The sequence below is a fragment of the Rothia sp. HMSC068E02 genome (assembly GCF_001813565.1).
Lineage (GTDB): Bacteria > Actinomycetota > Actinomycetes > Actinomycetales > Micrococcaceae > Rothia.
In genome coordinates this window covers 42,428-68,090 of the sequence record NZ_KV812866.1, presented here as the reverse complement: position 1 = coordinate 68,090, position 25,663 = coordinate 42,428, and the positions used below count along the sequence as shown (strand labels likewise).

23 protein-coding genes are annotated in these 25,663 nt (G+C 59.7%); 4 read left to right on the top strand and 19 right to left on the bottom strand.

All coding sequences use genetic code 11. The annotated features are described in order from the left end of the window. Positions 1–2: 2 nt before the first annotated feature. The 9 genes from pheS to infC all read right to left on the bottom strand — a co-directional run bounded on the left by pheS (position 3) and on the right by infC (position 7,255). Entirely contained in the window at positions 3–1,130 is a 1,128-nt protein-coding gene (gene pheS / locus HMPREF2919_RS00760) for a phenylalanine--tRNA ligase subunit alpha (protein WP_049358217.1), read from the bottom strand. 237 nt (positions 1,131–1,367) lie between these two features. Then, on the bottom strand, positions 1,368–1,889 hold the full coding sequence (locus HMPREF2919_RS00755; protein ID WP_049358219.1) for a hypothetical protein: 522 nt from the start codon (positions 1,887–1,889) through the stop codon (positions 1,368–1,370). Positions 1,890–2,202: 313 nt separating this feature from the next. Continuing rightward, positions 2,203–2,685, bottom strand: coding sequence for a (deoxy)nucleoside triphosphate pyrophosphohydrolase (locus HMPREF2919_RS00750; RefSeq protein WP_049345338.1), 483 nt, complete (start codon positions 2,683–2,685; stop codon positions 2,203–2,205). 16 nt (positions 2,686–2,701) lie between these two features. Continuing rightward, a complete protein-coding gene (locus HMPREF2919_RS00745) occupies positions 2,702–3,517 on the bottom strand; it encodes a DUF421 domain-containing protein (protein ID WP_070665721.1) in 816 nt (271 codons plus the stop codon). Positions 3,518–3,535: 18 nt separating this feature from the next. Further along, a complete protein-coding gene (locus HMPREF2919_RS00740; protein ID WP_005507873.1) occupies positions 3,536–4,456 on the bottom strand; it encodes a cation diffusion facilitator family transporter in 921 nt (306 codons plus the stop codon). 91 nt (positions 4,457–4,547) lie between these two features. Further along, positions 4,548–5,549: a TrmH family RNA methyltransferase gene (locus tag HMPREF2919_RS00735; protein ID WP_049345356.1), complete on the bottom strand. Its 1,002-nt coding sequence runs from the start codon at positions 5,547–5,549 to the stop codon at positions 4,548–4,550. 117 nt (positions 5,550–5,666) lie between these two features. Next, positions 5,667–6,047 (bottom strand): 50S ribosomal protein L20, encoded by a 381-nt coding sequence (gene rplT, locus HMPREF2919_RS00730; protein ID WP_005507127.1) that lies wholly within the window; start codon positions 6,045–6,047, stop codon positions 5,667–5,669. Positions 6,048–6,161: 114 nt separating this feature from the next. Next, entirely contained in the window at positions 6,162–6,356 is a 195-nt protein-coding gene (gene rpmI / locus HMPREF2919_RS00725; RefSeq protein ID WP_004006287.1) for a 50S ribosomal protein L35, read from the bottom strand. Positions 6,357–6,553: 197 nt separating this feature from the next. Then, positions 6,554–7,255 (bottom strand): translation initiation factor IF-3, encoded by a 702-nt coding sequence (infC, locus tag HMPREF2919_RS00720; protein ID WP_005507875.1) that lies wholly within the window; start codon positions 7,253–7,255, stop codon positions 6,554–6,556. Between the two features lie 293 nt (positions 7,256–7,548). On the opposite strand from infC, the gene HMPREF2919_RS00715 reads away from it, so the two are divergent. Continuing rightward, on the top strand, positions 7,549–7,971 hold the full coding sequence (locus HMPREF2919_RS00715) for a DUF1844 domain-containing protein (RefSeq protein WP_070594146.1): 423 nt from the start codon (positions 7,549–7,551) through the stop codon (positions 7,969–7,971). 173 nt (positions 7,972–8,144) lie between these two features. Here the strand turns inward: HMPREF2919_RS00715 and HMPREF2919_RS00710 are convergent, their stop codons facing one another. From HMPREF2919_RS00710 to HMPREF2919_RS08980, 3 genes are all read right to left on the bottom strand, one after another. Beyond that, a complete protein-coding gene (locus HMPREF2919_RS00710; protein WP_049350157.1) occupies positions 8,145–8,933 on the bottom strand; it encodes a HisA/HisF-related TIM barrel protein in 789 nt (262 codons plus the stop codon). Further along, positions 8,933–9,700: a type 1 glutamine amidotransferase family protein gene (locus HMPREF2919_RS00705; protein ID WP_080977156.1), complete on the bottom strand. Its 768-nt coding sequence runs from the start codon at positions 9,698–9,700 to the stop codon at positions 8,933–8,935. Before HMPREF2919_RS00705 ends, HMPREF2919_RS00710 begins: the two co-directional genes overlap by 1 nt. Positions 9,701–9,818: 118 nt before the next feature. Then, positions 9,819–10,490 (bottom strand): LysM peptidoglycan-binding domain-containing protein, encoded by a 672-nt coding sequence (locus HMPREF2919_RS08980; protein ID WP_049350156.1) that lies wholly within the window; start codon positions 10,488–10,490, stop codon positions 9,819–9,821. Positions 10,491–11,329: 839 nt separating this feature from the next. Between HMPREF2919_RS08980 and lexA the strand changes: the two genes are divergently transcribed. Beyond that, positions 11,330–12,004 (top strand): transcriptional repressor LexA, encoded by a 675-nt coding sequence (gene lexA / locus HMPREF2919_RS00695; protein ID WP_005507121.1) that lies wholly within the window; start codon positions 11,330–11,332, stop codon positions 12,002–12,004. Between the two features lie 245 nt (positions 12,005–12,249). Here lexA and HMPREF2919_RS00690 read toward each other — a convergent pair whose 3' ends face one another. After that, positions 12,250–14,322 (bottom strand): ATP-dependent DNA helicase, encoded by a 2,073-nt coding sequence (locus HMPREF2919_RS00690; protein ID WP_070665718.1) that lies wholly within the window; start codon positions 14,320–14,322, stop codon positions 12,250–12,252. A 6-nt stretch (positions 14,323–14,328) separates the two neighbouring features. Then, entirely contained in the window at positions 14,329–16,041 is a 1,713-nt protein-coding gene (gene hflX, locus HMPREF2919_RS00685; RefSeq protein WP_070665715.1) for a GTPase HflX, read from the bottom strand. Between the two features lie 143 nt (positions 16,042–16,184). Here hflX and HMPREF2919_RS00680 point away from each other — a divergent pair, with 143 nt between their 5' ends. Beyond that, positions 16,185–16,808 carry a class I SAM-dependent methyltransferase gene (locus HMPREF2919_RS00680; protein WP_070665714.1) on the top strand — a complete coding sequence of 208 codons (624 nt, stop codon included), beginning with the start codon at positions 16,185–16,187 and terminating at the stop codon, positions 16,806–16,808. A gap of 113 nt (positions 16,809–16,921) precedes the next feature. On the opposite strand, the gene dapF is transcribed toward HMPREF2919_RS00680, so the two are convergent. The 3 genes from dapF to miaB all read right to left on the bottom strand — a co-directional run bounded on the left by dapF (position 16,922) and on the right by miaB (position 20,474). Continuing rightward, complete coding sequence (dapF, locus tag HMPREF2919_RS00675; RefSeq protein WP_070665711.1) at positions 16,922–17,857, bottom strand: diaminopimelate epimerase; 936 nt, start codon at positions 17,855–17,857, stop codon at positions 16,922–16,924. Positions 17,858–17,953: 96 nt separating this feature from the next. Then, the gene (miaA, locus tag HMPREF2919_RS00670; RefSeq protein WP_070634971.1) at positions 17,954–18,874 is read right to left on the bottom strand and encodes a tRNA (adenosine(37)-N6)-dimethylallyltransferase MiaA; all 921 of its coding nucleotides are present in this window, start codon (positions 18,872–18,874) and stop codon (positions 17,954–17,956) included. Between the two features lie 85 nt (positions 18,875–18,959). Further along, a complete protein-coding gene (miaB, locus tag HMPREF2919_RS00665; RefSeq protein WP_070665708.1) occupies positions 18,960–20,474 on the bottom strand; it encodes a tRNA (N6-isopentenyl adenosine(37)-C2)-methylthiotransferase MiaB in 1,515 nt (504 codons plus the stop codon). A 35-nt stretch (positions 20,475–20,509) separates the two neighbouring features. Between miaB and HMPREF2919_RS00660 the strand changes: the two genes are divergently transcribed. Further along, positions 20,510–21,874: a hemin ABC transporter substrate-binding protein gene (locus tag HMPREF2919_RS00660; protein WP_070665733.1), complete on the top strand. Its 1,365-nt coding sequence runs from the start codon at positions 20,510–20,512 to the stop codon at positions 21,872–21,874. Positions 21,875–22,037: 163 nt separating this feature from the next. On the opposite strand, the gene HMPREF2919_RS00655 is transcribed toward HMPREF2919_RS00660, so the two are convergent. Then, positions 22,038–23,951: a regulatory protein RecX gene (locus tag HMPREF2919_RS00655; protein WP_070665705.1), complete on the bottom strand. Its 1,914-nt coding sequence runs from the start codon at positions 23,949–23,951 to the stop codon at positions 22,038–22,040. A gap of 225 nt (positions 23,952–24,176) precedes the next feature. Further along, positions 24,177–25,280: a recombinase RecA gene (gene recA, locus HMPREF2919_RS00650; protein WP_005507111.1), complete on the bottom strand. Its 1,104-nt coding sequence runs from the start codon at positions 25,278–25,280 to the stop codon at positions 24,177–24,179. Positions 25,281–25,663: the final 383 nt, after the last annotated feature.

The following is a 25,663-nucleotide window of genomic DNA, read 5'->3' as shown; positions in this document are numbered from 1 at the left end:
ATTTAGATCTCCATCCCGAACTGCTCAGAGAAACGGATGTCGCCTTCAACCATGTCATGCATGTCAGCGACGTTGTTACGGAACATGAGGGTACGTTCAATACCCATACCGAAAGCGAAGCCCGAGTACTCCTCAGGGTCAATACCCGCAGCACACAGAACGTTGGGGTTCACCATGCCGCAGCCGCCCCACTCAATCCACTGCGGGCCACCCTTAGCATTCGGGTGCCACAAATCCAGCTCAGCGGAAGGCTCAGTGAACGGGAAGAAGTTCGGGCGCAGGCGAATCTTAGCGTCCTCACCGAACATGGCGCGTGCCATGTACTCCAGGGTGCCCTTCAGATCAGCCATGGTCAGGCCCTTATCCACCGCAAGGCCCTCAATCTGGTGGAAGACCGGGGTGTGGGTCGCGTCCAGCTCATCGGTGCGGTACACCTGGCCCGGGCACACAATGTACAGCGGCAAATCACGCGAAAGAAGCGAGCGCATCTGCACCGGCGACGTGTGAGTGCGCAGCAGCAGGTGAGCGTTCTTCGGCTCAACGTAGAAAGTGTCCTGCATTTCGCGTGCCGGGTGGTCCGGCTTAATGTTCAGAGCGTCAAAGTTGTACCACTCAGATTCCAGCTCGGGGCCGTCAGCAACCTCCCAGCCCATACCAACAAAGATATCGGTCAGACGCTCCTGCATCAGAGCAATCGGGTGGCGACCACCCAGGGAACGGCGAGGCGAAGCAGCAGAAACGTCCACAGCTTCCTCAGCCAGGATGCGAGCCTCACGCTCAGCCTCCAGCTCAGCGGTACGAGCCTCAATAGCCTCAGTCAGGGCTGCACGAGCCTGACCCATCAGCTTACCCACCGGGCCCTTGTGCTGGTTCTGAAGATCGCGCATCTGGCGGTTAGCGATGCTCATGATGCCCTTCTCACCGAAGAAGCTCAGGCGCACCTCCTTGAGGCTGTCAAAGTCCTTAGCCTTCTCGCGAATCTCATGCTTGGCACGCTCATGCTCAGCCTCAAAAGCCTCACGGATAGCGTCCAAACCGTTCTCGGGGTTCTCCTCCAGAACCTGCGCAATGCGGGCGAGAACCTGAGCCGGGCCGTTAAGACCCTCGTGTTCCTGCACGGAATCGGTCATTGTCACTCTTCTCTGCATACCACCGGCACTATGCCGGCTGGCTCGTTATACACCTTAGGCAGCACCATCTGCTCTCCCCCGGCTACCCGCACAGGGTGCGGAACAGGGGGAAGGCGACGGGCGCATATCCTATCTATTTTAGACCAGAGAGGCAAGCGCAAACAGCAGAACGCCCGGATAGTCCATCCGGGCGTTCTAGAGTATATCTTTTCAACAACAGGGTTGAAGAGGGTACTTCTACTTCAGAGCCTGCTTCACAGCCGGGTCAAAAGAAGCACGAATCCACAGCACGTTCGCAATGAACCATGCCGCGTACAGAGGCACGAAGCCGTAGCGCTGAGCGTCAATGACATTACCAATCAGAGACAAAATCGCCACGAACGCACCCAGAATCGCAAAAATCAGACCAACAGTCAGGCCCAGACGCCTGCCCTTCTGAATCGTGAAGTAGACCCAGATGTACACAACCGCAGAAACAACCAGCAGGCCGATACCGCCTGCAACGCCGACCTCCGGCAGACCCTTCAGCGGGGACAGGTTATCCGGTGCGAACGAGGAAATAACACCGTGAATCAAGCAGAGCAGCGCGGAGACAATCATAATCTCCTGCAGACGCAGAATCTTCGGGTGCTTGGTCGGCGAGTGGAACAGAATTCCGCGCGGCTCAGCGCCGCCTTCCTGAATATAAATAGCTTGAGTGTCCGAGGGAACCGCGTCGGAGCGGTAGGCACCCGGATCAAACGGGGGTTGAGCAGTCATCATTGTCTCCCAATACGTATGTGATTTCTCCCTCAATACTACCCGCCTACCGATTGGTTTCCAAAGTATGTATCCGTGTCGAACCCATATATGACAAATTCCTCTCCCCAACAAATACACAAGTCAGGATTACACGGCGCATAAGTCACCCTCAAAATATGAATAAAGGCGGGACTCCCCACAGGGAATCCCGCCTTCAAACAGCGTCAAAAAAGATGTAGAAAATTTATCCTGTTACCGCCGCGAGTTTGTCACATAACGGCGAATTAGCCTCGCAACGAACTAGCGCAGAGCATTAGGTCAGACCTTGGGTCTACGCCTCACCAGTGCCAGTGTCCTGCAGCTGCTGCAGAAGAGCCACAACAATCGGCAAATCCGCCGGAATCCACGGCAAACCCAGCAAATCATCGTACGCCTGTGCGTCATCCTTAGACTTCGGCAGCGGCATCCACCGCAGCGCGCTGTGATCTTCCAAAGTATCCGGAGTACCCGAAAGAATCTCCGCAAAGAACACGCGCATCGCCAGACGCTCGCTCAGACGCCAGCCCTGCGGGTACGCGCCGGGCACCTCAGCACCCAAACGCGCCTGCACGCCCAGCTCCTCCTTCAGCTCACGCACCAGCGCCTGCTCGCAGCTCTCCCCCGGCTCGACCTTACCGCCCGGGAACTCCCACATGCCGGCAACAGTCTGCGGCTCAGAACGCTGAGCCACCAACATACGGGTCGGAGCCTCCAAAGAATCAACCACGGCGGCGCCAACCACCTGAACCTCAAACGAGGGCGACACTTCACTCATCTTTCTCTACCTTCTTCTACGCTTTAGAATCCTTCGTCGGATGCGCATCCTCAGCAGCGTGCTCCGCTACTTCCTTCTTAGCATCCTCAGTATCCTCCGGCTCAGGAGCGTCCTCCACGCCTTCCTGCCACTCTTCTTCCTTATCATTCATATTCGAGGCTTCTGCCACCTCACGGCGAATAGTAGTGCCGTCATTGAGCAGAATGAGCAGGCGGTTACCGTTCTTGAACTCCATGAGGAAGACATCCTCAAGTTCGACCTCAGCCGCACGCAACTGCAGGTACACCCAATCCTCGGTCTTGTGCGCATCCGCGATATCGCGAGTGACCAAGGTACCCTTCACAATCAGAGCAAAGTTCGGCACACCGTCGCCCTTACGAATCACACTCAGCACACCATTCGGCTCAATCTGAGCGAACTCAATGTCTTCCAGGTCGTAAATACCCTGCGCACGAAGGTCAGCAATCAGGCGCATCGGATCAAGAACCACATCTGCCTGCTGGAAGCTCTTAATATCGATATCACCATCCGTAATGACCGGCACGCGCTGCTCACGCACCGCCATATGCAGAAAACGAATCTTCGTGGTCGCCACGTTCAGCAGCTGAATCATGCACAGCGTAAACACCATGTAGATGACAAAGTAGAACAGGCTAATCTGCTTGCTGTACAACACGCCACCGAACACACCACCGATGACAAAGTTACCGATGGTATCAATCGGGGTCTGGTGCCCCGCCTGAGAACGGTGAGTCAGACGCAGGTACACCAAAAGAATGATCAGGCCAACGAAAATCTTTAGCAAACCATCAACGATCATCTCAACGGTCATAACAAAAATCTCCTAGAACTAAGCCCGGAAAATATCCGGCTCCAAATAAATGATGCGTGCCGCAGGAACAGCCTCGCGAATACGAACCTCAGCCGCGTCAATCTCATCAGCTACCGCACGACCAGTGTCAGCATCATGAATACGAATCTTTGCCGCCACCAGAATCTCCTCAGGACCCAGGTGCACAGTCTTAATGTGGATAATGCGCTCGCTATCGCCATCCTCAATCGCCGCACGAATCTTCGCCAAATCCTCCGGCGAAGCAGCCTCACCCAAAATCAGCGACTTCATCTCCACCGCAAGGAACACAGCAATAAAGACCAGCAGCACACCAATAGCCAGGGTACCGAACGCATCCCACAGACCATTACCGGTCAACAGAGTCAGACCCACACCAAAGAGCGCAAAAATCAGACCCAGCAGCGCACCCGCATCCTCCAGCAGAAGCACCGGAAGCTCCGGGTTCTTCGAAGTACGCAAGAAACGCATCCAGCTCTGCTTGCCCTTCAGATCACGCGACTCCTTCACCGCCACGCGGAACGAATTACCCTCCAGCAGAATCGAACCCACCAGAACAGCCACCGGAACCCACTGCCACTCAGTAATACCGTGCGGGTCATGCAGCTTCTCATAACCCTCATACAGAGCGAACAAGCCACCCAGGGCAAAGATAATAATCGAAACAATAAACGCGTAAATATAGCGGTTACGGCCATAACCAAACGGGTGCTCCTCATCAGCCTGCTTCTGCGAAGCGCGACCGCCCAGAAGAAGCAAAAGCTGATTACCCGAGTCAGCCACCGAGTGAATAGCCTCCGCCAACATCGACGAAGAACGAGTCAGCGCAAAAGCCAAAAACTTCAGCACCGCAATACCCAGATTCGCACCCAGCGCGGCAATAATCGCGCCCGAACCCGAATGACCAGAAGGAGCAGACATAATTTCCCTTTCTCAGCCCTAAACTAAAACTCTAAAACCTATGAGGCTAAGGCGGCCCACCGCTGTACCACAGCCGTGAACCGCCCAAAGCCTAGCGAGAAACGCCGCGCTGAGCCATCGCCGAAGCATACAGGCACACAGCAGCAGCCGTACCCACATTCAAAGACTCAGCCGAACCATAGACAGGAACAGCCACGCGCATAGTGGCGGCCGCCTTCTCTTCAGCGTTCAAGCCCTGCGCTTCATTCCCGAAAAGCCACATTGTCGGCTTCGAAAGATCAAAATTACCCTTCACACCGGACGGGGCGCTCGCCTCCACACCGGCACGACGAGCCGCAGTGTACTCGCTCAGCTCCTGCAGATTCACCGCACCATAGCCGTCAGCAGCCAACACAGCAGTACCCTGAGACTTCACATCCTCCGCGAAATCCTCCAGCTGCACGCCCTGAATAATCGGCACATGGAACAGCGAACCCGCAGTAGAACGCACCGTCTTCGGGTTATACAAATCCACCGAACCCTTAGTCGTAATCACCAAGTCAGCACCGGCCGCATCAGCCACACGAAGAATAGTGCCCGCATTACCCGGATCCTGCACACGAGACAGCACAGCAATCAACTTCGGGTTCAACGCGCCCTCACCCCACAGCAACGAGAACGACGCATCCACCATAAAGGAAACCGCAATAATACCCTGCGGGCTCACCGAATCAGCCATCGCCTCCAGCACCTCATCGGTCACCACACGCATAAAGACGCGGCGGCCCTCCTCCGGGGTGGGGGTGCCGTACACCTGCTCCAGCAGCTCTGCAATATCCTCATGACGGTCAAAAGCCGCCTCCGTGACATACACAGCGTCCAGGATGGGGCTCTTCAGGTGCGCCTTCAATGCCTCACGCACAGCCTGCGGGCCTTCCACCAGGAACTGGCCCTTCTTCGTGCGGGCAGCGCGGGTACGCAGCTTCGCAATATCGCGCACACGATCTGCCTGCGGATTGGACATCACAACGGGGGTACTAATACGTTCAAAAAAGTTCACTCTTAAAGGGTACAGGCAAAGGCACACCCCAAAACGCAGAACAGCCACACGCACAACCTCGGATACGCAGAAAGCGGCCGCCCACACTCAAAAGTGCAGACGGCCGCTCATGACGCTTAAGTATCCTACCCCGAACCTAGATCTTCGAGGTAAGAACACAACCTAGGCTAATTAAGCCTTGGGAGCCGAGGTGTCCTCGGGCAGGTTGTTCTTAGCAATCTCAACCAGTGCGTTGAAGGCAGCGGGCTCGTTAACAGCCAGCTCAGCCAGCATACGGCGGTCAACCTCAACACCAGCAGCCTTCAGGCCCTGGATGAAGCGGTTGTAGGTCAGGCCCTGTGCGCGGGAAGCAGCGTTGATACGCTGAATCCACAGGCGACGGAAGTCACCCTTCTTCTTACGACGGTGGTCGTAGCTGTAAACCAGCGAGTGAGTGACCTGCTCCTTAGCCTTACGGTACAGGCGAGAACGCTGACCGCGGTAGCCGGATGCACGATCGAGAATAGTACGGCGCTTCTTGTGCGCGTTAACCGCGCGCTTCACACGTGCCACGTGTGTCTCCTTCGTCTTATGTCCTGAACAGCTCACATATCACGCTGAACAGGAGCGAGTCTTTAATCAGTGCGCACCACTATCGGTGCGCCAGGTGCAGAGAGTAAGCGTTGCTTACTTACCCAGCATCTTCTTGACAACCTTTGCCTGGCCGCCGGTAACGATCTGGTCAGAAGCCAGACGACGGGTCAGACGAGAGGACTTGTGCTCCAGGTAGTGGCGACGGTTCGCCTGCTGGCGCTTAACCTTGCCGCTACCGGTGAGCTTGAAGCGCTTCTTAGCACCAGAGTGGGTCTTCTGCTTCGGCATAGCTGCCGTTCTCCTTACATTCATCCCCCGCCACAACGGCGGGGGAGCTTAGTGGGGTTGAGCGATACACGCATCAGCCCCAAGGACCAAAGGTGAGGCACCCCCAACGAGGTGCCTCGGAACCGGCACCGGGTGAACCCGCAACACCCACCCAACGGTGGAGGCGCGTGCCCATCCTAAAGTGACGACCCGGTTCCCTACTCGGCGGAAGCCTGTGCCTTCAACTCGGCAGGCATAGCGTCTGCCAGAGAATTAGTTACGGGCTTCGCCTTGGTCGTGTCAATACGCTCGCGACCCTTGCGACCGCCGGCGCCCTGCTCACGGCGAGCCTCTGCCTTACCGCGAAGCGGAGCCAGAACCATCACCATGTTGCGGCCATCCTGACGGGGGCGAGACTCGACGGTGCTCACCTCAGCCAGCTCAGCCGCCAGACGCTCCAGCAGACGCACACCCATCTCGGGGCGCTGCTGCTCACGACCACGGAACTGAATCATTGCCTTGACCTTGTCACCACCGGAAAGGAAACGACGAGCGTGTCCAACCTTGGTTTCGTAGTCGTGGGTATCAATCTTCAGGCGGAAACGGATCTCCTTCAGAACGGCATTAGCCTGCTTCTTGCGGGATTCACGAGCCTTGATTGCGGCTTCGTACTTGTACTTACCGTAATCCATGAGCTTGCACACGGGCGGCTTCGCGTTCGGGGCAACCTCGACCAGGTCGAGTTCGGCGTCCTCAGCCAGACGCAGAGCGTCCTTCAGAGGGACAACGCCTACCTGCTCGCCACCGGGACCGACAAGACGGACCTCGGGAACGCGGATACGATCGTTAATGCGTGGTTCGCTAATGACTAGCTCCTGTGCTCTGTGGGTTTCCCCGTGAATACTATCCGTTGCGGGCACTAAAAAAGCCCCCGCAGTTACACAAGCGGAGGCACAAACCAGCGTACGCCGAAAGTAGCGTACGAACCCGTTCACCTCAAAACTCGCAAACTAACGCCTGCGGCGGTCAACCGGGTGGGAGGCATGCTCCACTTGCAAACTGCCTACAACCATACCGCAGAATCCCCGATAGACGCAAGGAAATAGACGCAAAACACCATAAAAATTGCGGGGACTCCCCCAGAAAGTCCACAGAAGCGCCCACTCTTAAGGACGCATTTACCGAAACAAACGAAATATGAGATTCTAGGACTATGAGCACTGAAAACACGAGTTTCCGCTTCACCGCGGAAGAAGAAACCCCCGTACACGGCCACACCGAACTCACCGAAGAGCAGGTCGAAGCCGTCAACGAACAGCTGCGCGACATCGCAGACGTACCCGCCATCGAAATCATCAGCTCCGCAGCCATCCACATGATGAGCGCCGCAGCCGTCAAGTGCGGCCTCGCAGCCGAAGAAAACGCCGACGACCTCAAGGACCTCGACGAAGCACGCAAGCTCATCACCGCACTGGCAGGCCTCGTCACCGCCGCAGCACCCGAAATCGGCTCCCAGCACGCAGCACCCCTGCGCGACGGCCTGCGCACCCTGCAGCTCGCATTCCGCGAAGCATCCCCCTTCCCGGACGAACCCGGCAAGGGCCCCGGCGAAAAGCTCACCGGCCCGGTGTACTAAACCAACTGGTGTACTAAGCCAGGACGTGCGCTAAACCAGCAGGCCTACTAAGCCATATCTGGTGTATGCCATCACGAAGCCCCGCATCCCTCGTATTGAGGAAGACGGGGCTTCGTCACATATAAAGCCTGTGCGGATAAGAAATCTACGCGGGCTAAAGCAGAGCGGTAGCTTTAGCGGGAGCCAGCGACCTCAAGAGCCTGTTCAAAACTAAAGTTACCCACATACAGCGCCTTGCCAAGCACCACGCCCTCCAAACCATAAGGCACCATAGAACGCAGCTTCACAAGATCAGCCAGCGACGCCACACCACCGGACGCCACCACCCGACAGGCAGTCTGAGCCAGCACCTCATCCAGCAGCTCCGCACCCGGGCCCGCCAGAGAACCGTCCTTACTCACATCCGTGACGATATAGCGGCGCACACCCGCGCTCTCCAGCCACGCCAGCGCCTCCGCCAAATCAGGCCCCGACCAATCGGTACCGCGAGCCACCGTCACCCAGCCCCGCTCGGGGTTATAACGGGCATCGAGGCCAAGAGCCAGAAGATCAGAATCGGCATAATGAGCCAGAACACCTTCAAGCCAGGAAGAATCCGCCAGAGCCGCACTAGTCACGTTCACGCGGTCCGGATTCAGGCTCAGGGCGCGCTCCAGACTCTCAGCATTACGCACACCGCCACTGACCTGAACACGAACCGGAGCGGAGCCGGTCATCCAGGCATTCTCGGCGCGGACAGCGGCAACCACCTCAGCCAGAACCTCAGTATTCGTGCCACGACCAAACGCCAAATCAAGGTCAACCAGGTGAATCCAGCGAGCACCAGCCTTCACCCAGGTCAGAGCCGCCTCAACGGGGTCGAGGCGCTGCTCACCACCGGACAGGGTGCCACCCACCGGGCGCACCGCGTAGCCTTCAGAAATATCAACGGCGGGCAGAAGTTCAAGAACGGGTGCAGACATTAGTTACCTCCCGCAGCAGTAGCGGAGTCACCAGAAGACAGGCGACCGGTCGCCGCCAGGGATGCAACCCAGCGGCGCATAAACTCCGCACCCAGCTCACCAGATCCCACCGGGCAGAACTGCACCGCCGTCAGCGGACCGTTCTCAACCGCCGCGATATAGGCGGGCTCGGTGACAGTCCACGTCACCGCCGGAGGGGCAATATATTCAATGCTCTGATCAAAAGCCCACTCAAAAACGCCGTGCTCAGATTTGAAGTGAGCCTCACCCTCAAGATCCTTGAGCAACGTACTATCGGAGGAAGAACGCAGGGCAGAAGCACCGGGCGCCAGGTCTCGGGCAGAAAGCTCCACGCTCTCACCGGGCCACTCCCCCATGCACTGCACCTGAACCTGCCCCATCTGCGGATGCTCCACCGTCACCGAGTCGAAGAGGCAGCTCAACGCCGCACCGGCAACCAGCACCGGACGACCGCCAGCAACACGGCGACCAATCACGCGCTCAGCGTCCTTAGCTTTCAGGTCTTCGTACGCCTCGAGAGAGCTCACACCGCCGGTCACCACCATGCCGTCAGCTTCACGCAACTGGTCGGGCACAGCGGTCACGATAACGTCCGCCCCCGCATCCTGAAGAAGCTTCACCAGAGGACCACGAGTTCCGGGTTCCCCCAAAACGGCAACCACGGGACGAGCGGGCTGAGTGGTCTGTACAGATTCAGTTTCGACGGGTGTGGTTGCAGCGGGTGTGGGTTCAGCGGGAACAGGCATCGGTGCGCTCCTATTTCATAGGCTCAAGAATTCGACTCAAGCGCTCAGCTTGAGAGATAGCGGGTTCGGAGTCAAGACATCAACCTCATGCAGAAGCCAACCACGTACGTGTCCATGCTTAGCGCTGAGTCTGAGGAATTTCCAGACGCTGACCGGCATCAACAGAGGTGCTGGTCAACGAGTTCAACTCCATAATACGAACCACAGTATCACGGGTGTCACCCTGCGGATCCACCGCCTGAGCAATATCCCACAGGGTCTCGCCATGCTTGACCACAACGACGGTTCGAGTCACCGAAGCGTTCTCCACAGAAGCAGAAGCCGCCGGGCCAAAGAAGCTAATAGCACCGAGCACAATCAGCGCCGCCAAAGTCAGCAGAGGCAGCCCCTTCAGGAAACCGCGCACAGTACCAAGACGACGAATAGAAGCGGGAACCGCGCGCAGAAACTCGCCGCCCTTAGCCAGAAGAACACTCTTCACGCTAGGGGTCTGCGCATCAGAAGCAGTCTGCGCGCCAGAAGCTACAGAGCGAACCGGTGCCTGAATAGAGCCAGCAGGGGCAGAAGCGGCGGGAACACGAGTAGGCTGACCCACCTGAGCGGGGCGAGGCGCATGAGCCGCACGAGAAGAGCGAACAGACTGCGAAGACGCAGGCACACGAGAACGCCCCTGCATGGTGCGGGCCGACACGGTGCTGGCGGACGCAGTGCGGGCGGGGTGAAGTACCACCAAACCTGCCGGAAGGTGTGCAGAAGTGCCACGAGAAGCAATAGGTGCTGCAGTAGTCATTGTGGTTCCTTTCTCTCAGCTCGCCCCGGGGTTGCCCCGCGGGTCTAGCAATGCCGAGCGATACCCGCTCGGAGGTCCTAGTTGAGTGATAACTATGGAGTGGTGATTGTTAGGCGATAACTATTGGGTAGCTAGTCCCTAGTTAGGTCAGAGCGTCGGATGCACCGGGCTGCGCTGGGTCGCACTGGGTGACCCCGGAACCCCATCCCCTGCGCTCTCTCTTCGCCAGATGCTCCCTAGAGCATCCAAGGTAGATCATGCGAAGAGAGAGGCAGAGGATTCGAATACATTCGAACACCCATTCACTCTCCTCTCCCGAAAGACTCCGGGTTGAATCTTCGAATATTTTTCGAACATTCACCCGTAAATCCTGAATTCCAGGAGAGATTCAAGAGTATATACGAACTCTTGTTCTAAAGTCTAGCAGAGATGTACTAAAAATTTCTTCGAGTTTCGAAGAAAAAATCTAGAATATTTGTTTGAGTTTTTCGGTGTAGTGTTCTACACTGGTGTCAAGAGACGTTCCACACGCTCCTGATGAGTCCTACTCACAGCAGGTTTCTGTACCCGTTACAGCTTGGTTCTGTATCTAAATGCAGGTGCTGCTGACTGAGTTTTATAGGGCGGAGGCGCATACTCGTTGCCCGCGTATCGCTCCGGCACGGATAGAATTCCTCCACCCCCTGACGAGATAAGACCAATTTCAGCAGAACCAAAAAATTTTTAGGACACCATCGGAAAACGTGTGAAGCACCCATCCGTGCCCCGACCGGACTGTGTCTCAAACAGACTGCAGAGACCGGAATACAGAAATCGGGGCACAGACCGAAGGAAAAGAAATGGCAACAGCACCCCGTCCGGCGCTGACCGCGCGCCAGCAGAAGATTCTTGACGCGATCCGCACCGAGATTGAACAAAAGGGTTACCCGCCGTCCATGCGCCAGATTGGTGACATGGTGGGTCTTGCGTCCCTGTCTTCGGTCACTCACCAGCTCGGCCGTCTCGAGACCATGGGCTACATTCGCCGCGACCCCAAGCTCCCCCGCGCCATTGAGGTGCTGGATGAGAACGGCGTCGGCATCCACGGTAGCGCTTCCTCTTCCCTGCCCGAGCTGCCGAACTTCGAAGTCGGCGATGAGGACCTCGTACCCGTTCCCCTGGTTGGACGAATTGCAGCGGGCGGCCCCATTACCGCCGAGCAGTCCGTGGAGGATGTGCTTGCCCTGCCCCGCCAGCTGGTCGGTAACGGCAAGCTTTTCATGCTCAAGGTCAAGGGCGATTCCATGATTGACGCCGCAATCTGCGACGGCGACTGGGTGGTTGTCCGCGAGCAGCACACCGCAGACAACGGCGATATCGTTGCTGCTCTGCTCGACGATGAAGCAACCGTAAAGGTGTTCCGTCAGGTTGACGGCCACACCTGGCTCATGCCGCGCAACTCCAACTACGAGCCGATTATGGGTGACCGCGCAACCGTCATGGGTAAGGTCGTCTCCGTGCTGCGTAGTCTCTAGAAAACCACAGCCTCTAGAAGATGCAGTCTCTGAAAGACGCGGGCTCTAAACAGCCACAGCATCTCAAAGAAGCTGTTTTAAACAACACAGCCTCTAAAAGACATAGCTACGAGGCTTTTAGCTCTCTATAGAAATCACCCCGGTGATACGTAAACGTTCACGTATCACCGGGGTGATTTCTATATGTCTAAATTTATATGCCCAAAACGGGGCGGCGGCGCGGCAAGGAATGGATCTCGCCCGAGCTAACGCTCAATACTCGCCGAAAGACGAGCCAGCGCACCAATCACGGCTGCCTTATTCTGCGTCGACCACATCGGCGGCATCGCCTTCATCAAGAAACCGCCGTAACGTTTAGTCGCCACACGAGAATCCAGTACAGCCACCACGCCGCGGTCAGACACCGAACGAATCAGGCGGCCCGCGCCCTGCGCCATACGAATCGCCGCATGGTGAGCAGAAACCGCCATAAAGCCGTTACCGCGGTGACGGTTCACCGCCTCCGTACGAGCCTGCGCAATCGGGTCGTCCGGGCGGGGGAACGGAATGCGGTCCATCACCACCAGGCGGCAAGAGTCACCCGGAACATCCACGCCCTGCCATAGGCTCATCGTTCCGAACAGGCATGAGTCAACGTCCTCGCTGAACTCCTCCACCAGAGCCTTGAGCGAAGACTCACCCTGCAGAAGAATGTTCAGGTCGCTATGCTCACGCATGTACTCGGCGGCACGCTCAGCGGCACGCTTCGAGGAGAACAGGCCCAGGGCGCCGCCCTCCGACGCCTCGCACAGCTCACGCAGACGCTCCAGCTGACCCTCGTGCACACCAAATCCCGGAGGCTTCAAATCTCCGGCAACGTACATGATGCCCTGCTTGCGGTAGTCGAAAGGTGAACCCACATCGATACTCGTCCAGCGCGGCGCACCCTCCCCTTGCAGTCCCAGGGCAGCGGCTGCAACATCAAAAGAGTCACCCACCGTCAGGGTCGCACTCGTCAAAATCACGGTGCGGTCAGCGAACAGGCCGTCACGCAACTGCAGGCCAACGCTCAACGGAGCGATATTCAGGGTCGCCGGGTCGGTATCGGAAGCAGCCACGTAGCGGCCGTTCTCCCAACCACCCTGACGAGAAATCCACAGAACGTCCTGCTCGCCCGAAGCCTCCAGAATGCGGCTGCTCATATCGTGCACCTCAGAGACACGCGAGCGCGCCATCTGCAGGCCGGCGTCAACGTCCTGACCGTCCGGTTTGGTATCGGACAGGGCGGTGCGGGCGGCATCATTTACCGCAGAAATAGCGGTCAAAAGGCGACCGTCCAGGCCCTTCAGAAGGCCCTCGGCAAGACCCTCGAAAGCGGTCTCCAGGGTGCCAGCAGCCATTTCCAGCGCGCCGGAATCAGCCTTCGAATGCTTCTTCACGCTACGTGCCGCACGGCGAACCATCGCAACCGTCAAAGAACCAGACACGGCACCGGTCACACGGTCCACCAGTTCATGAGCCTCATCAATAATGACCGTCTCATGTTCGGGCAGAACCTTCATGCCTTCAAAAGCGTTAATCGCCAGCAGGGCGTGGTTCGTGATGACAATGTCAGCCTCAGCGGCACGGCTACGCGCCATCTCGCTAAAGCACTCTTCCACCAGCGGGCAGCGGCGACCCAGACACTCGGCGGCGCTGACCGATACCTGAGCCCAGGCGCGGTCAGAGACGCCGGGCTTCAGCTCGTCGCGGTCGCCGGTCTCAGTGCGGTCGGCCCACTCGCGCAGGCGCACCACTTCCTCACCCACGCGGGAGGTCGAAGAAGGCATGTCAAAGAGAGCATCCGGCTCGTCTTCCGGGTAGCCGCCCTCCAGCTTGTGCAGGCAGAGGTAGTTATTGCGGCCCTTGAGCAGAGCCACCTGCGCCTGCGATTCAGGGCGCGGCTCCAGCGCTTGTAGAAGACGCGGAATATCGCGGTTCACGATCTGCGCCTGCAGGGCAAGAGTCGCCGTCGCAACAACAATCGGCTGGTCCGACTCCCCCACCCGCGCCAGGGCAGGAACCAGGTAGCCCAGAGACTTACCGGTACCGGTACCCGCCTGGACCAGCAGGTGACGCTGCAGTTCAAGAGCCTGCGCCACATGCGCCACCATGGTGCGCTGACCGGCACGGTTCTGACCGCCAGTGGCGGCAACCGCCTCGTCCAGCAGGGTCAGGGCATCCTTCGCACCGGGCAGGGTCTCAAGCTCCTGCCCGGTGAATCGGGTGCCGTCGGTCGCCGATCCGGGTACAGTTCCCGGGGTGTTTTTGGGCGCGTTGATGCTCTCGGTCACGCTCATCCGCCTCTAGAGAGCCTCGGGGGTAGAGGACTGTTCGGATTCAGAAGCGGTCGCTTCAGCCAGGGCGTGTGCCTCCGCAAGTTCCTCTTCCAGAACCTCCAGCAGGTCGCCCTCCAGCACATACTCGGACAGTTCGGAGGCGACATCCTCACGGACCAGAGCCACCACGAAGGTGCCGTCCGATACGAAATCGGTGCTCTTAATTTCGGCATCCCACTCGTGCAGGCGCGAAATAATCTCACCGTGCGAGTACGGAATCAGCAGCTTCACCTCAATGGAGGGGCGCGGAATGGTGTCCGCAATCTTCTGCTTCAGCTCCTCAATACCCTCACCGGTACGCGCCGAAACAATCACGTGCTCCGGCTCGCGCTGACGCATACGCTCCAGCACGAACGGGTCGGCGGCATCCGCCTTATTCAGCACAATGATCTCGGGGATATGGCGGGCGTCGACCTCCGCGATGACCTCGCGGACAGCACGAATCTGACCCTCCGGGTCCGGGTGCGAAGCATCCACCACGTGCAGGATGACGTCAGCGTCAGCGACCTCTTCCAGGGTGGAGCGGAACGCCTCGACCAGCTGGGTCGGCAGCGAACGCACGAACCCCACCGTGTCAGAAAGGGTGTAGCCGATACCGTCCGGGGTCTGAGCCTTACGGACGGTCGGATCCAGGGTCGCAAACAGGGCGTTCTCCACGAGCACGCCCGCGTCGGTCAGACGGTTCAGCAGGGAGGACTTACCCGCGTTCGTGTACCCGGCAATAGCAACCGAAGGCACACGGTTACGGCGACGGTTCAGACGCTTCGTCTCACGCGCCGGCGCCATCGCAGCAATCTCACGCTTAAGCTTCGCCATGCGAGCGCGCAGGCGGCGGCGGTCCATCTCAATCTTGGTTTCACCGGGACCACGCGAACCGATACCCTCACCGGCTGCGGCACGGCCACCCGCCTGGCGGGACAGGGACGCACCCCAACCACGCAGACGCGGCAGCATGTACTCCAGCTGAGCCAGCTCAACCTGCGCCTTACCCTCGCGAGACTTAGCGTGCTGAGCGAAAATGTCGAGAATCAGGGCGGTGCGGTCAATGACCTTGACCTTCACGATGTCTTCGAGGGCACGACGCTGCGAGGGAGCCAGTTCGGAGTCGACAATGACGGTATCGGCACCGGTCGCCTCGACAATGTCCTTGAGCTCCAGTGCCTTACCGGAGCCGAGGAAGGTGCCGGGGTCCGGCTTGAGGCGGCGCTGAACCAGGCCGTCCAGAACCTCGGAACCTGCGGTTTCAGCCAGCGCTGCGAGCTCACGCAGGGAGTTCTCTGCGTCCTCGACGGTGCCCTCGGTCCACAGGCCGGCAAGCACCACGCGCTCGAGGCGCAGCTGGCGGTACTCGACCTCGGTGACGTCTTCAAGTTCGGTGGAGAGGTTCGCGATACGGCGCAGTGCGCGGCGCTCAGCGAGGTCTTCCTGGTCACCGTCATATTCGGAATGCTCGCGCTGAACGTCAGAAATTTCACGCGCGCGAGTATCCAGCACACGGCGGCTATTGTTGCCGTGAGTGCTGGAGGAGTTATCGCTGTGGTGCGCGGTACCGGCGGCGTCATAAGTAGTGACGGAGGCGGCGGCCTGGGATCGGCCCAGAACGCGGTCTACGGTGCGGCGCAGCTGCTCATCGCTGGGCAGCTTTTCGGTATCAGATACGGGGGTGTTCTTAGAATTCATACGACTCTAATTCTACCGCCGTTGCCCGCATCAGGTAGGGGGTTCGGTCGCCTGTGCGCTCAGGGCGTGTAAGCTGTTGACCCGCCCCGTGCATTCTCTGCCCGTGTGCGGCGGGTTCTTGCCCTACCGGTACACTGGATAGCATGAGCGAGCAGCATTATTTCTCTGAAACCCCCGAGACCGAATTCAAGCCCCGCCCGGTGCAGGTGGAGCTTGCCGGCCGCAAGGTCACCGTCACCACAGCTAACGGCATTTTCAGCCCCTCCGGCATTGATAAGGGCACCGCTATTTTGCTGCAGGAAGCACCCGACCCGCAGGGTACACGCATGCTCGACATCGGCTGCGGTTGGGGCCCCATCACCCTGACTTTGGCGATGCTCGCCCCGCAGGCGCAGGTGCACGCGGTGGACGTGAACTCCCGCTCCATCAGCCTGACCGAACGCAACGCTGCCGCTCTCGGCCTGTCAAACGTCACCGTGGGAACCCCCGACTCTGTTGACCCCGAACTGCGTTTCGATACAATCTGGTCGAACCCGCCGATTCGCGTGGGTAAGGAGGTTCTGCACGAGATCCTGCTGACCTGGCTGCCGCGCCTGGCGCCCGGCGGTGACGCCTACCTGGTGGTTCAGAAGAACCTCGGCTCCGATTCACTACAGAAGTGGATGGACGCGCAGCTTGAGGAGCTGCACCCCGGCGAGTTTGAGGTGTCCCGCTATGCGACGTCGAAGGGTTTCCGTATTCTGCAGGTGCACCGCTACGAAGACTAAAACCCCCTGACGCTGACCGCTAGGGGACGTAAAAGCGGCGGGTGTTTTCTGAACGTGTTATCAGAAAACATCCGCCGCTTTTCTCTATAAAATCTCTGTTCTAAAACAGCACGTTATCGCAGTACGACGATCGCAACCATCTGCGCCGGACCAGCCAGAACAACATGCTCCAGGTCATCCGGACCCAGCACGAAAGTCACCGCAAGGGTACCGCCGGGCACATGCACCAGCCACTCATCCGGTGCTTCCTCGCCGCCCCAGAAACGGGTCGCCGCAGCCGCCGCACACGCACCGGTACCGCAGGAGAGGGTCTCACCCACGCCGCGTTCGTGCACGCGCATGCGGATAGCGCCCACCTGCGCGCCGCTCTCAACATCCAGGTCAACCGGCACCACAAACTCAACGTTCGTGCCGTTGACCGGGGCGGGGTTCACCTGCGGCAGGCTGTGTAGGTCCAGGCCGTCCAGCTTACCGTCGGAGCCGAGCATCACCACGGTGTGCGGGTTACCCATCGAAATGGACAGGCCAGCACGCGGAGTCTTCAGGCCGCGAGCAGATACCAGGCAGTCCTCGCCACCCTCGCGGGCAGCCTCACCGTGAATGAAGCTCCACGGACCCATATCAATCGCGTAGCCCTCTTCGGTGCGCGCCACAGTCTTCACGCCGGCACGGGTACCGATCTTGACGGTCTCGCCCACCTCAAGCTCAATCAGGCCCTCAGTGCGCAGGTACTCCACGAACGCGCGCACACCGTTGCCGCACATTTCAGCGATAGAGCCGTCACCGTTGCGGTAGTCCATGAACCAGACAGCGTCCGGGTGCTCTTCGAGCAGCTTCTGACCCGCGCGGGAGGCGGTGCTGCGGGCAGCACGAATGAAGCCGTCCGCGCCAATTCCGAAGTGTCGGTCGCAGGCGCGGGCTACCAGCTCGGGGGTGAGGGCAATTTCTGCGTTCTCGTCCGTCAGAAAGATGAAGTCGTTACCGGTGCCGTGACCCTTGGTGAGGGTCAGGCCTGCCAGCTCGCCCCAGGTGGAAGGGTTCTCGCTCATATGCTGTCCTTAAGGTTGGTGACCTGTCCGTTTATGATTTTACCGCGCCGACCGACTCGACGAGGTATCGGTTCGGCGACGGCTCGTTATTGTGGCTTATCGGGTGCTTTCGCAGATGATGGCTTCCGCCTCATCGGCAAGGGTGGGTGAGAGCGCATCCAGCCAGTGCACACGCGGGTCCGCACGGAACCAGGTCAGCTGGCGGCGCGCAAACTGGCGGGTCGCAATGGTCGTATCCTCAATCGCCTGCTCCACGCTATAGTCTTCATCTTCAAGTACGCGAGCAAACTGCGCGTAACCAATCGCGCGGGAGGCGGTCTTACCCTCCTGCAAACCCTGCTCGTTCAGGGTGCGCACCTCGTCCAGCAGGCCGCGCTCGTGCATCAGCTCCACGCGGCGGTGCAGACGCTCGTGCAGCAGGGCACGATCCATATCCAGACCAATCTGAATACTCTCGGTCACGTACTCGCGCACCGGCATGAACGCCGAGAACGGGCGACCCGTCACCTCGAACACCTCCAGGGCGCGAATGATGCGGCGCTCATCCTTCACACGCGCAGCCGACTCCGGGTCGACCTCCGCCAGGCGGGCATGCAAAACACCAATACCCTCGGTACGTGCCTGCTCCTCCAGGCGCTCGCGCACCCGCGCATCCGTGCCGGGGAACTCCAACTTATCCAGGGCGGCACGCACATACAGGCCGGAACCACCCACCAGAATCGGGTAGCGGCCACGGCCACGAATCTGCTCAATCAGCTCACGGCTACGCTCCTGAAACTCCGCCACGGACGCCTCATCCCGCACATCCATAATGTCCAGCAGGTGGTGCGGAACGCCGCGCATCTCCTCCGCAGTAACCTTCGCGGTACCAATATCCATGCCATGGTAGAACTGCATAGAATCAGCGTTAATGCACTCACCGTTCAGGCGCAGAGCCAGCTCAATGGCGAGCGCGCTCTTACCGGTGCCGGTCGGGCCCACAATAGCGATAACGGGCAGAGTTTCGGAGATAGTCATGCGCCCCATTCTACCGGTTCCCTCACCCCCACTCGCGGTGAGGATGAGGGCCCGAAGAACAGGGCGCATGATTCGAATCTAGGTTTTAGGGGCGCAGACCGATGGTCGGCATGCCCAGACCCACCGGCGCACCGGGCACCTGGGTGGTGCCGGTACCGCAGGAATCAGCCTGGGAGCGGTCCCACGCGTCGCCGGCGCGGGTGCGGCGCAGGTGGTACTGCTCGGCGGTCGGGTCAGAAATCAGGTGGAAGGAACCAGCCTCGGTAATCGGCACGGTGACCATGTCGCCGGGGCGGGGAGTCTCGCAGCCCTCGGGCACGGAGAAGTGCACGAGGCGCTGGTCCGGGCCGCGGCCCGAGAGGCGGTGAGTCTGGTCAGCCTTACGACCGGCCTCCGCAACGACCATCAGCTCAACGGTCTTGCCGAGCTGCTTGCGGTTCTCTTCACCGGCGATGCGGTCCTGCAGGGCAATCAGACGCTCGTAGCGTTCCTGCACGACCTCCTTCGGGATCTGGTTCTCCATGGTCGCCGCCGGGGTGCCGGGGCGGATCGAATACTGGAAGGTGAACGCGGAGGAGAAACGAGCCTGCTCCACAACCTTCAGGGTGTCCTGGAAGTCCTCTTCAGTCTCGCCGGGGAAGCCCACAATGATGTCGGTGGTAATCACGGCGTTCGGGATGCGCTCGCGCACCTTGTCCAGAATGTTCAGGAACTTCTTGGAACGGTAGGAGCGGCGCATATCCTTGAGCACCTTATCGGAGCCGGACTGCAGCGGCATGTGCAGTACGGGCATGACGTTCGGGGTCTCCGCCATCGCGTCAATCACGTCATCGGTGAACATTGCCGGGTGCGGGGAGGTGAAGCGTACACGCTCCAGGCCCTCAATCTCGCCGCAGGCACGCAGCAGCTTGGAGAATGCCTGGCGGTCGCCGAACTCCACACCGTAGGAGTTCACGTTCTGGCCCAGCAGGGTCACCTCGATAGCGCCGTCATCGACCAGCGCCTGAACCTCAGCGAGAATGTCGCCGGGGCGGCGGTCTTTCTCCTTACCGCGCAGAGACGGCACAATGCAGAAGGTGCAGGTGTTGTTACAGCCAACCGAGATGGACACCCAGCCGGAGTACACGTGGTCGCGCTTAGTCGGCAGGGTGGAGGGGAAAACTTCGAGGGATTCGAGCAGTTCTGCCTGCGCCTCGTGGTTGTGGCGGGCACGCTCCAGCAGAGCCGGCAGGGAGCCAATATTGTGGGTACCGAACACGACGTCAACCCAGGGCGCCTTCTCAATGATGGCGTCCTGGTCCTTCTGCGCCAGGCAGCCGCCCACGGCGATCTGCATACCCTTGTGGGCGCGCTTGACCGGTGCCAGCTGGCCGAGGTTGCCGTACAGGCGGTTGGAAGCGTTTTCGCGGACCGCGCAGGTGTTGAAAACCACCAGGTCGGGCTGGGTGCCTTCCTCAGCGCGAACGTAGCCGCTAGCCTCCAGCAGGCCGGACATTCGTTCGGAGTCGTGCACGTTCATCTGGCAGCCGAAAGTGCGCACTTCGTAGGTGCGGGGGCTGGTTTCGGGGGTCTGGGCGGAATCGCTGAGGGTCGAAGTCATGCCCTATAGGGTATCCGATGGGGGATAATGGCTCTATGCAGGTTTCCCTTAGTAGCAACTTTCCGGCTCTGTCACCGAACGATTCTTCCGCCCCCACCCCTGACGGGGAGCGTCTGAACACCCTCATTGAGGAGGCGATTGCCGCCTACTCCCCCGTGCCGCCTCAAGCGAGCGCTGATTCTGCCTCGATGCGTCAGACCCTGATGCAGCTGCTCAGCTGGGCGCATTCTTTGGAGCAGGTGGCGGCCCGCACGGTTGAGCGCGTGCAGATTCTGGGTACCGGCATGCGTTCCGTTGTGGTGCGTGTAGCGTATGAGCCTGCAGCCGAGTCTGCGGAGTTTTTGCCGACCTCGATTATTGTGAAGCGTTACCGCCGCAAGGATTCGACGGTGAACGCGGGCGGTTTCGGGTACCTGCGCGAGCGCTACGGTCTGGAGGCGCTGAACCAGCAGGTTCCGGGTCTGTTCCCACAGCTCTACGGCGCGGATCCTGAGCTGCGTGTGCTGGCTCTGGAGGATGTGAGCGCCGGAACCGTGGAGGGCGAGCAGTATTCGGTCGCGCACGCCCTGCTGGAGGGCACCGAGCAGCAGGCGCTGGATGCGCTGAACTACTACATTGAGGCGTACCGTTCCCTTGCCGCCAGCGGCATTATGGGCGAGGCGGTGGAGGATTACCGCCTGAACCTGGCGCGCGCCGACCGCAAGGCACAGTTCCCGGGCGCTATTGCCTCGCCGGGTTTGGCCGAGCGCGGTTTGAAGAAGCTGTACGGTGTGGCTGATGAGGCGCGCACCCCCGAGCACGATACTGACAGCCCGGCTTCCAGCTCTGCCGCGCATGAGGACGCCCCCGTTCTTCCCGCCGCGGTTGAGGAGCTGTCCTTCCGATTCCGCCGCGTCCTGCAGCCCTTCTTCACCAAGCGCCCGCCGGTACCCGAGCAGTTCAAGCTCAACCGTGGACGTGTCTATATGCTCTCGTCGGGCGATTTTTCGCCGCAGAACGTGCTGATTGGTTCGGCGGACGGCGCGCAGGTGCGCATGGTCGATGCGGAAGGCACCTGCCTGCACCACCGCGGCTTCCCCTTCGTTGAGGCGATGCTGGGCTTCCCCTCCTCGCCGGAGTACCCGCGCTACCGAGTGGACCGCAAGAAGGCGCTACCGGCGCTGTACTCTGCACTCTTTGAGGACGCCCCGCTGGATGAGCACCTGGCGGAGGACCTTGCCGTGTGCGCGGCAGTGACCGTGTGCGCCCTGCTGGAGCTCTACTCTTCCTCGGCGCGTTCTAACTTGTTGCCGCGTATCCGCCGCGAAGGTGCGCAGCTGATGCGCCTGCTCCTGGAAATCGCCGGCTCTCAGGATTCAACCCTCGCCGAGTTCGCGGACCGTCTGGGAGCCGTCGATTAGGCAGCGAATATAGCCTTCGACAAGGCGGTTTGCACAGCTCAAAAGAATAAAGGGTGGGCTCGCTACAGAGTATTTCTGTGGCGGGCTCACCCTTTGTTGTGCCTATTTTATGGTCACCCCAGCATGGGTCTATCTGTGCGTGCGGACCGTCTTTATTCGCCCTCTACCAGAGCTCGTCCTCTGCACCGTAGGCGGCGAGTTCCTCACGAATCACCGACATCGACACCGAGGAGGAGTACCCGCGCCGAGCCAGCATCCCCAGCAGTCGGCGGGTCACCCTATCCTTTTCGGCACGGTCGCTCAGATCCATGCCGGGGCGCAGCTTCTTACGCACCAGCTCGGCGGCGTCCTCACGTTCCTGCTCGTCGGTGCGCTGAGCCAGTGCATTCTCCGCCTCTTCACCGCGCACCCCGCGTTCAGCGAGCTCACGGCGCAGCGCGGCGCGGGAGAGCTTCTTGGTGCGGCTCTTCTGCGCCACAAAGCTTTGGGCGTATTCGGCATCGTCAATGAGTTTTGCAGCCTCGAACTTATCGAGCAGCGGCTCAATAAGCTCCGCGTCAAAGCCTTCTGCCTGCAGCTTCTTACGCAGCTGACCTCGGGTTTTTGCCGAGTACGCCAGTTGGTTGTACACGATGGTTTTAGCGCGTGTGTAGGGGTCTGTTTCTTCCGCGGATCGGGCGGCACGCACCTTCTGCTTCCAGGAGGTCACAGCGCCTTCCGCCTGTGAGGAAGCATATACCATCTGAGTACTGCCCGGTTGGGAACCCCGAGCTCGAGAACCGCTCTTTGGAGAACCGACCGAAGCGACACGGCGCTTTCCGGTACCGACGCCCTGCGCCTCTTCCTCAGCGATACCGTGGATGAGTGCTTCTTCGGCGGGGGTTAGTTCTTCGTTCAAGCTACTTCCCTCCCTGAATAGGTTGCTCCCCGAGCCGCGGCCCATGGGACTCTTGCGGGTTTCCTCATCGTCACTGCGAGCCCCGAAGGCGGGCGCGTAGGGCGAACGACTCCGCATTTTCTCTTCCTGAGCCGCACTCATGCGACGGAACCCACGCTTGTAGTCGGTACTCTTGGAGGCACGCGAAGACTTGCGTTTCTTCTGTTTATCCCGCTGAGCGGCTTGCCTCTCGATCTCTTCCTTCTCTTCGGCGGTGAGCCCCGATCCGATGGAAGCGGCACCGGCTCGACTCATACGGCCAGCCGCCATGGGGCGCGGCTCGGCACCGCCGGGAGTAAAGGCACGAACAGGCGCTTCGTCAATGGAGACGGCGGGCAGGTTCGGGTCAACGAGCAGGCTACGGCGCGGCGGCTCACTACCTTCTTCGGAACTGCCATCTTCAAAGCTGGCGGGCGCAGCTTGCAGGGGTAGCTCGGGTACGCGGAACTCACCCGCGTAGTCGCCTCCGTTATCGCGGGCGATGCTTTCTTCAACAAAGCCGTGCGCGGCGGGGTGCCAGTCCGGGAACTCCTCAGCGGCTACCGAATCCGTGGCCCTGTTCCGTGCCCACTTTTTGGGTGCGTTTTCTGTGGCCGTGGGCTTCTTCTTAGGCGCAGGATTTTCAGCCTGCCGCGCTTTCGGCTTGGATTTTTGGGGTGCGGTTTCTTGGCCCCCACGCTGCTCCGCTATCGCTTCTGCGGGTGCTGCTTCTGCGGGTGCCACTTCGTCCGAGGGGACCCAATATTCCCCTGCATACTCGGGCTCTGCCGGATACGGAGGTTCGTCCTCATAAGGAGGCTCCTCAGGGTACGGGGGCTCATCCTGATACGGGGGCTCTTCAGCAGCAGGAAGCGTAACAACAGGAGGTGCCTCCCATGTGAGGGTGGGCTCCGCCAGGGCGGCGGGCGCCTCAAAATTGAGCGCCTCAAAGCCGCCTACCTCAACAGGCGGGGTTGCCGGTTCAAAGGAAATAGCGGTCTCAAAGGGAACAGGCGCAGAGAATGCAGAGTCTTGGAGGGCTGAACCATCCAGAGCCGAGAAACCGAAGTGCGGTTCGGTCGCGTCCAGCGCCGCAAAACCGGCGTCACCGTCACGCGCGCTGTTTTGCTCGTGCTCTTCATGACCGTTCTGTTCCGTCATGCTCAGTTCCTCCTCTCCCCTGTATTGGATCGCCTGATGACGGGTCGCTTGATGACCCGTGCGCCGGGCTATACGGCGCTCCCCCATTGTAACGAGGCGCTGTCCCAGCACCCGCTGGCGCTCCATATAAAGCGCTCCCGTTAACGACAGATTGCCGTGCACCGTGCGGAATGCACAGCACACGGCAATCAGTCGTGGCGTTAGCAAGAAGCTACGCGGGCCGGTTTAGAACTCCTCAGCCAGCTCGTCCAGCGGGTCGTTACCCTCAGACTCAGCAGCTGCCTGCTCGTCAGCTTCTTCCTCAATGATGCCCAGCTTCACCAGAACCTTGTACTGCAGTTCCTCGGTGAGCTCGGGGTTGTCCTTGAGCAGCTTACGAACGTTCTCGCGGCCCTGGCCCAGCTGCTCACCGTCGTAGGTGAACCATGCGCCGGACTTCTTGACGATGTCGTTCTCCACCGCCAGGTCCAGGATGCCACCCTCAACGGAGATACCCTCACCGTAGAGGATGTCGAACTCAGCCTGCTTGAAGGGCGGAGCCATCTTGTTCTTCACAATCTTGGCGCGGGTGCGGTTACCGATCGGGTTAGCGCCGTCCTTGAGGGTCTCAATGCGGCGGATGTCGATACGGACCGAAGCGTAGAACTTCAGCGCCTTACCACCGGTGGTGGTTTCGGGAGAGCCGAAGAAGACACCAATCTTCTCACGCAGCTGGTTGATGAAGATTGCGGTGGTGCCGGTTGCGGAGAGGCGACCGGTAATCTTACGCAGAGCCTGGCTCATGAGGCGAGCCTGCAGACCCACGTGGGAGTCACCCATGTCGCCTTCAATTTCGGCGCGGGGTACCAGTGCTGCAACGGAGTCGACAACCACGATATCAACGGCACCGGAACCAACCAGCATGTCCATGATTTCCAGTGCCTGCTCGCCGGTGTCGGGCTGAGAGACCAGCAGCTGGTCGATGTCCACGCCCAGCTTAGCCGCGTAAATCGGGTCCAGTGCGTGCTCGGCGTCGATGAACGCTGCCACGCCGCCTGCCTTCTGAACGTTCGCTACAGCGTGCAGTGCAACGGTGGTCTTACCGGAGGACTCGGGACCGTAAATCTCGATGACGCGGCCGCGGGGCAGACCACCAATACCCAGAGCGGCATCCAGAGCGATAGCGCCGGTGGAGATAACCTCGGTCTTGGTGATTTCCTTATCACCCAGGCGCATGACTGCACCCTTGCCGTAGTTCTTGTCGATCTGTGCCATCACGGCTTCAAGTGCCTTGGCGCGACCCTCTTCGGGAACGCGAGCTACGCTCTGAGACTTGGTGTTCTTAGCCACGGTAGTACCTCGTTCTTTGTGTTGTCAGTGGTTGACGGGAGTAATGTTTCTTCGGAATCGGTGGGACTCGTAATCGAGACCTTGAAGGTTTTGGCCTACCGGTTCCTTCTGAGACTACTCTAGGGTCACAGCCTGACAGGATAAGGCCATTTTTTAAAATCTGTGGAAAACTTTGAAGATTTTTCCGAAAAATTCCTGATGTGGAAAAGTCTAGCATGAGTCGAACAAAATTACGACCCGGTTTCGAATAAATCGGATAGGGTTTCGGCATATATTTTCGAAAAACCCCGGATTCTCGGCTAATTATTCGAAAATACCTCCCGCACAGGCGCCAGCACTCGAACAAACGCTAGGGAACAGACGGTGGGCACCGCCCATACGCT

Excerpts from the sequence above, each read along its gene's own strand:
- HMPREF2919_RS00680 (WP_070665714.1), top strand. The coding sequence starts at position 16,185 with ATGAGCGAGCAGCATTATTTCTCTGAAACCCCCGAGACCGAATTCAAG.
- HMPREF2919_RS00655 (WP_070665705.1), bottom strand. The coding sequence starts at position 23,951 with ATGACGGAACAGAACGGTCATGAAGAGCACGAGCAAAACAGCGCGCGT.
- dapF (WP_070665711.1), bottom strand. The coding sequence starts at position 17,857 with ATGAGCGAGAACCCTTCCACCTGGGGCGAGCTGGCAGGCCTGACCCTC.
- HMPREF2919_RS00705 (WP_080977156.1), bottom strand. The coding sequence starts at position 9,700 with ATGCCTGTTCCCGCTGAACCCACACCCGCTGCAACCACACCCGTCGAA.
- HMPREF2919_RS00745 (WP_070665721.1), bottom strand. The coding sequence starts at position 3,517 with ATGACCGTTGAGATGATCGTTGATGGTTTGCTAAAGATTTTCGTTGGC.
- HMPREF2919_RS00755 (WP_049358219.1), bottom strand. The coding sequence starts at position 1,889 with ATGACTGCTCAACCCCCGTTTGATCCGGGTGCCTACCGCTCCGACGCG.
- miaA (WP_070634971.1), bottom strand. The coding sequence starts at position 18,874 with ATGACTATCTCCGAAACTCTGCCCGTTATCGCTATTGTGGGCCCGACC.
- HMPREF2919_RS00750 (WP_049345338.1), bottom strand. The coding sequence starts at position 2,685 with ATGAGTGAAGTGTCGCCCTCGTTTGAGGTTCAGGTGGTTGGCGCCGCC.
- hflX (WP_070665715.1), bottom strand. The coding sequence starts at position 16,041 with ATGAATTCTAAGAACACCCCCGTATCTGATACCGAAAAGCTGCCCAGC.
- pheS (WP_049358217.1), bottom strand. The coding sequence starts at position 1,130 with ATGACCGATTCCGTGCAGGAACACGAGGGTCTTAACGGCCCGGCTCAG.
- HMPREF2919_RS08980 (WP_049350156.1), bottom strand. The coding sequence starts at position 10,490 with ATGACTACTGCAGCACCTATTGCTTCTCGTGGCACTTCTGCACACCTT.
- lexA (WP_005507121.1), top strand. The coding sequence starts at position 11,330 with ATGGCAACAGCACCCCGTCCGGCGCTGACCGCGCGCCAGCAGAAGATT.
- HMPREF2919_RS00710 (WP_049350157.1), bottom strand. The coding sequence starts at position 8,933 with ATGTCTGCACCCGTTCTTGAACTTCTGCCCGCCGTTGATATTTCTGAA.
- HMPREF2919_RS00740 (WP_005507873.1), bottom strand. The coding sequence starts at position 4,456 with ATGTCTGCTCCTTCTGGTCATTCGGGTTCGGGCGCGATTATTGCCGCG.
- rpmI (WP_004006287.1), bottom strand. The coding sequence starts at position 6,356 with ATGCCGAAGCAGAAGACCCACTCTGGTGCTAAGAAGCGCTTCAAGCTC.
- HMPREF2919_RS00690 (WP_070665718.1), bottom strand. The coding sequence starts at position 14,322 with ATGAGCGTGACCGAGAGCATCAACGCGCCCAAAAACACCCCGGGAACT.
- HMPREF2919_RS00660 (WP_070665733.1), top strand. The coding sequence starts at position 20,510 with ATGCAGGTTTCCCTTAGTAGCAACTTTCCGGCTCTGTCACCGAACGAT.
- miaB (WP_070665708.1), bottom strand. The coding sequence starts at position 20,474 with ATGACTTCGACCCTCAGCGATTCCGCCCAGACCCCCGAAACCAGCCCC.
- HMPREF2919_RS00715 (WP_070594146.1), top strand. The coding sequence starts at position 7,549 with ATGAGCACTGAAAACACGAGTTTCCGCTTCACCGCGGAAGAAGAAACC.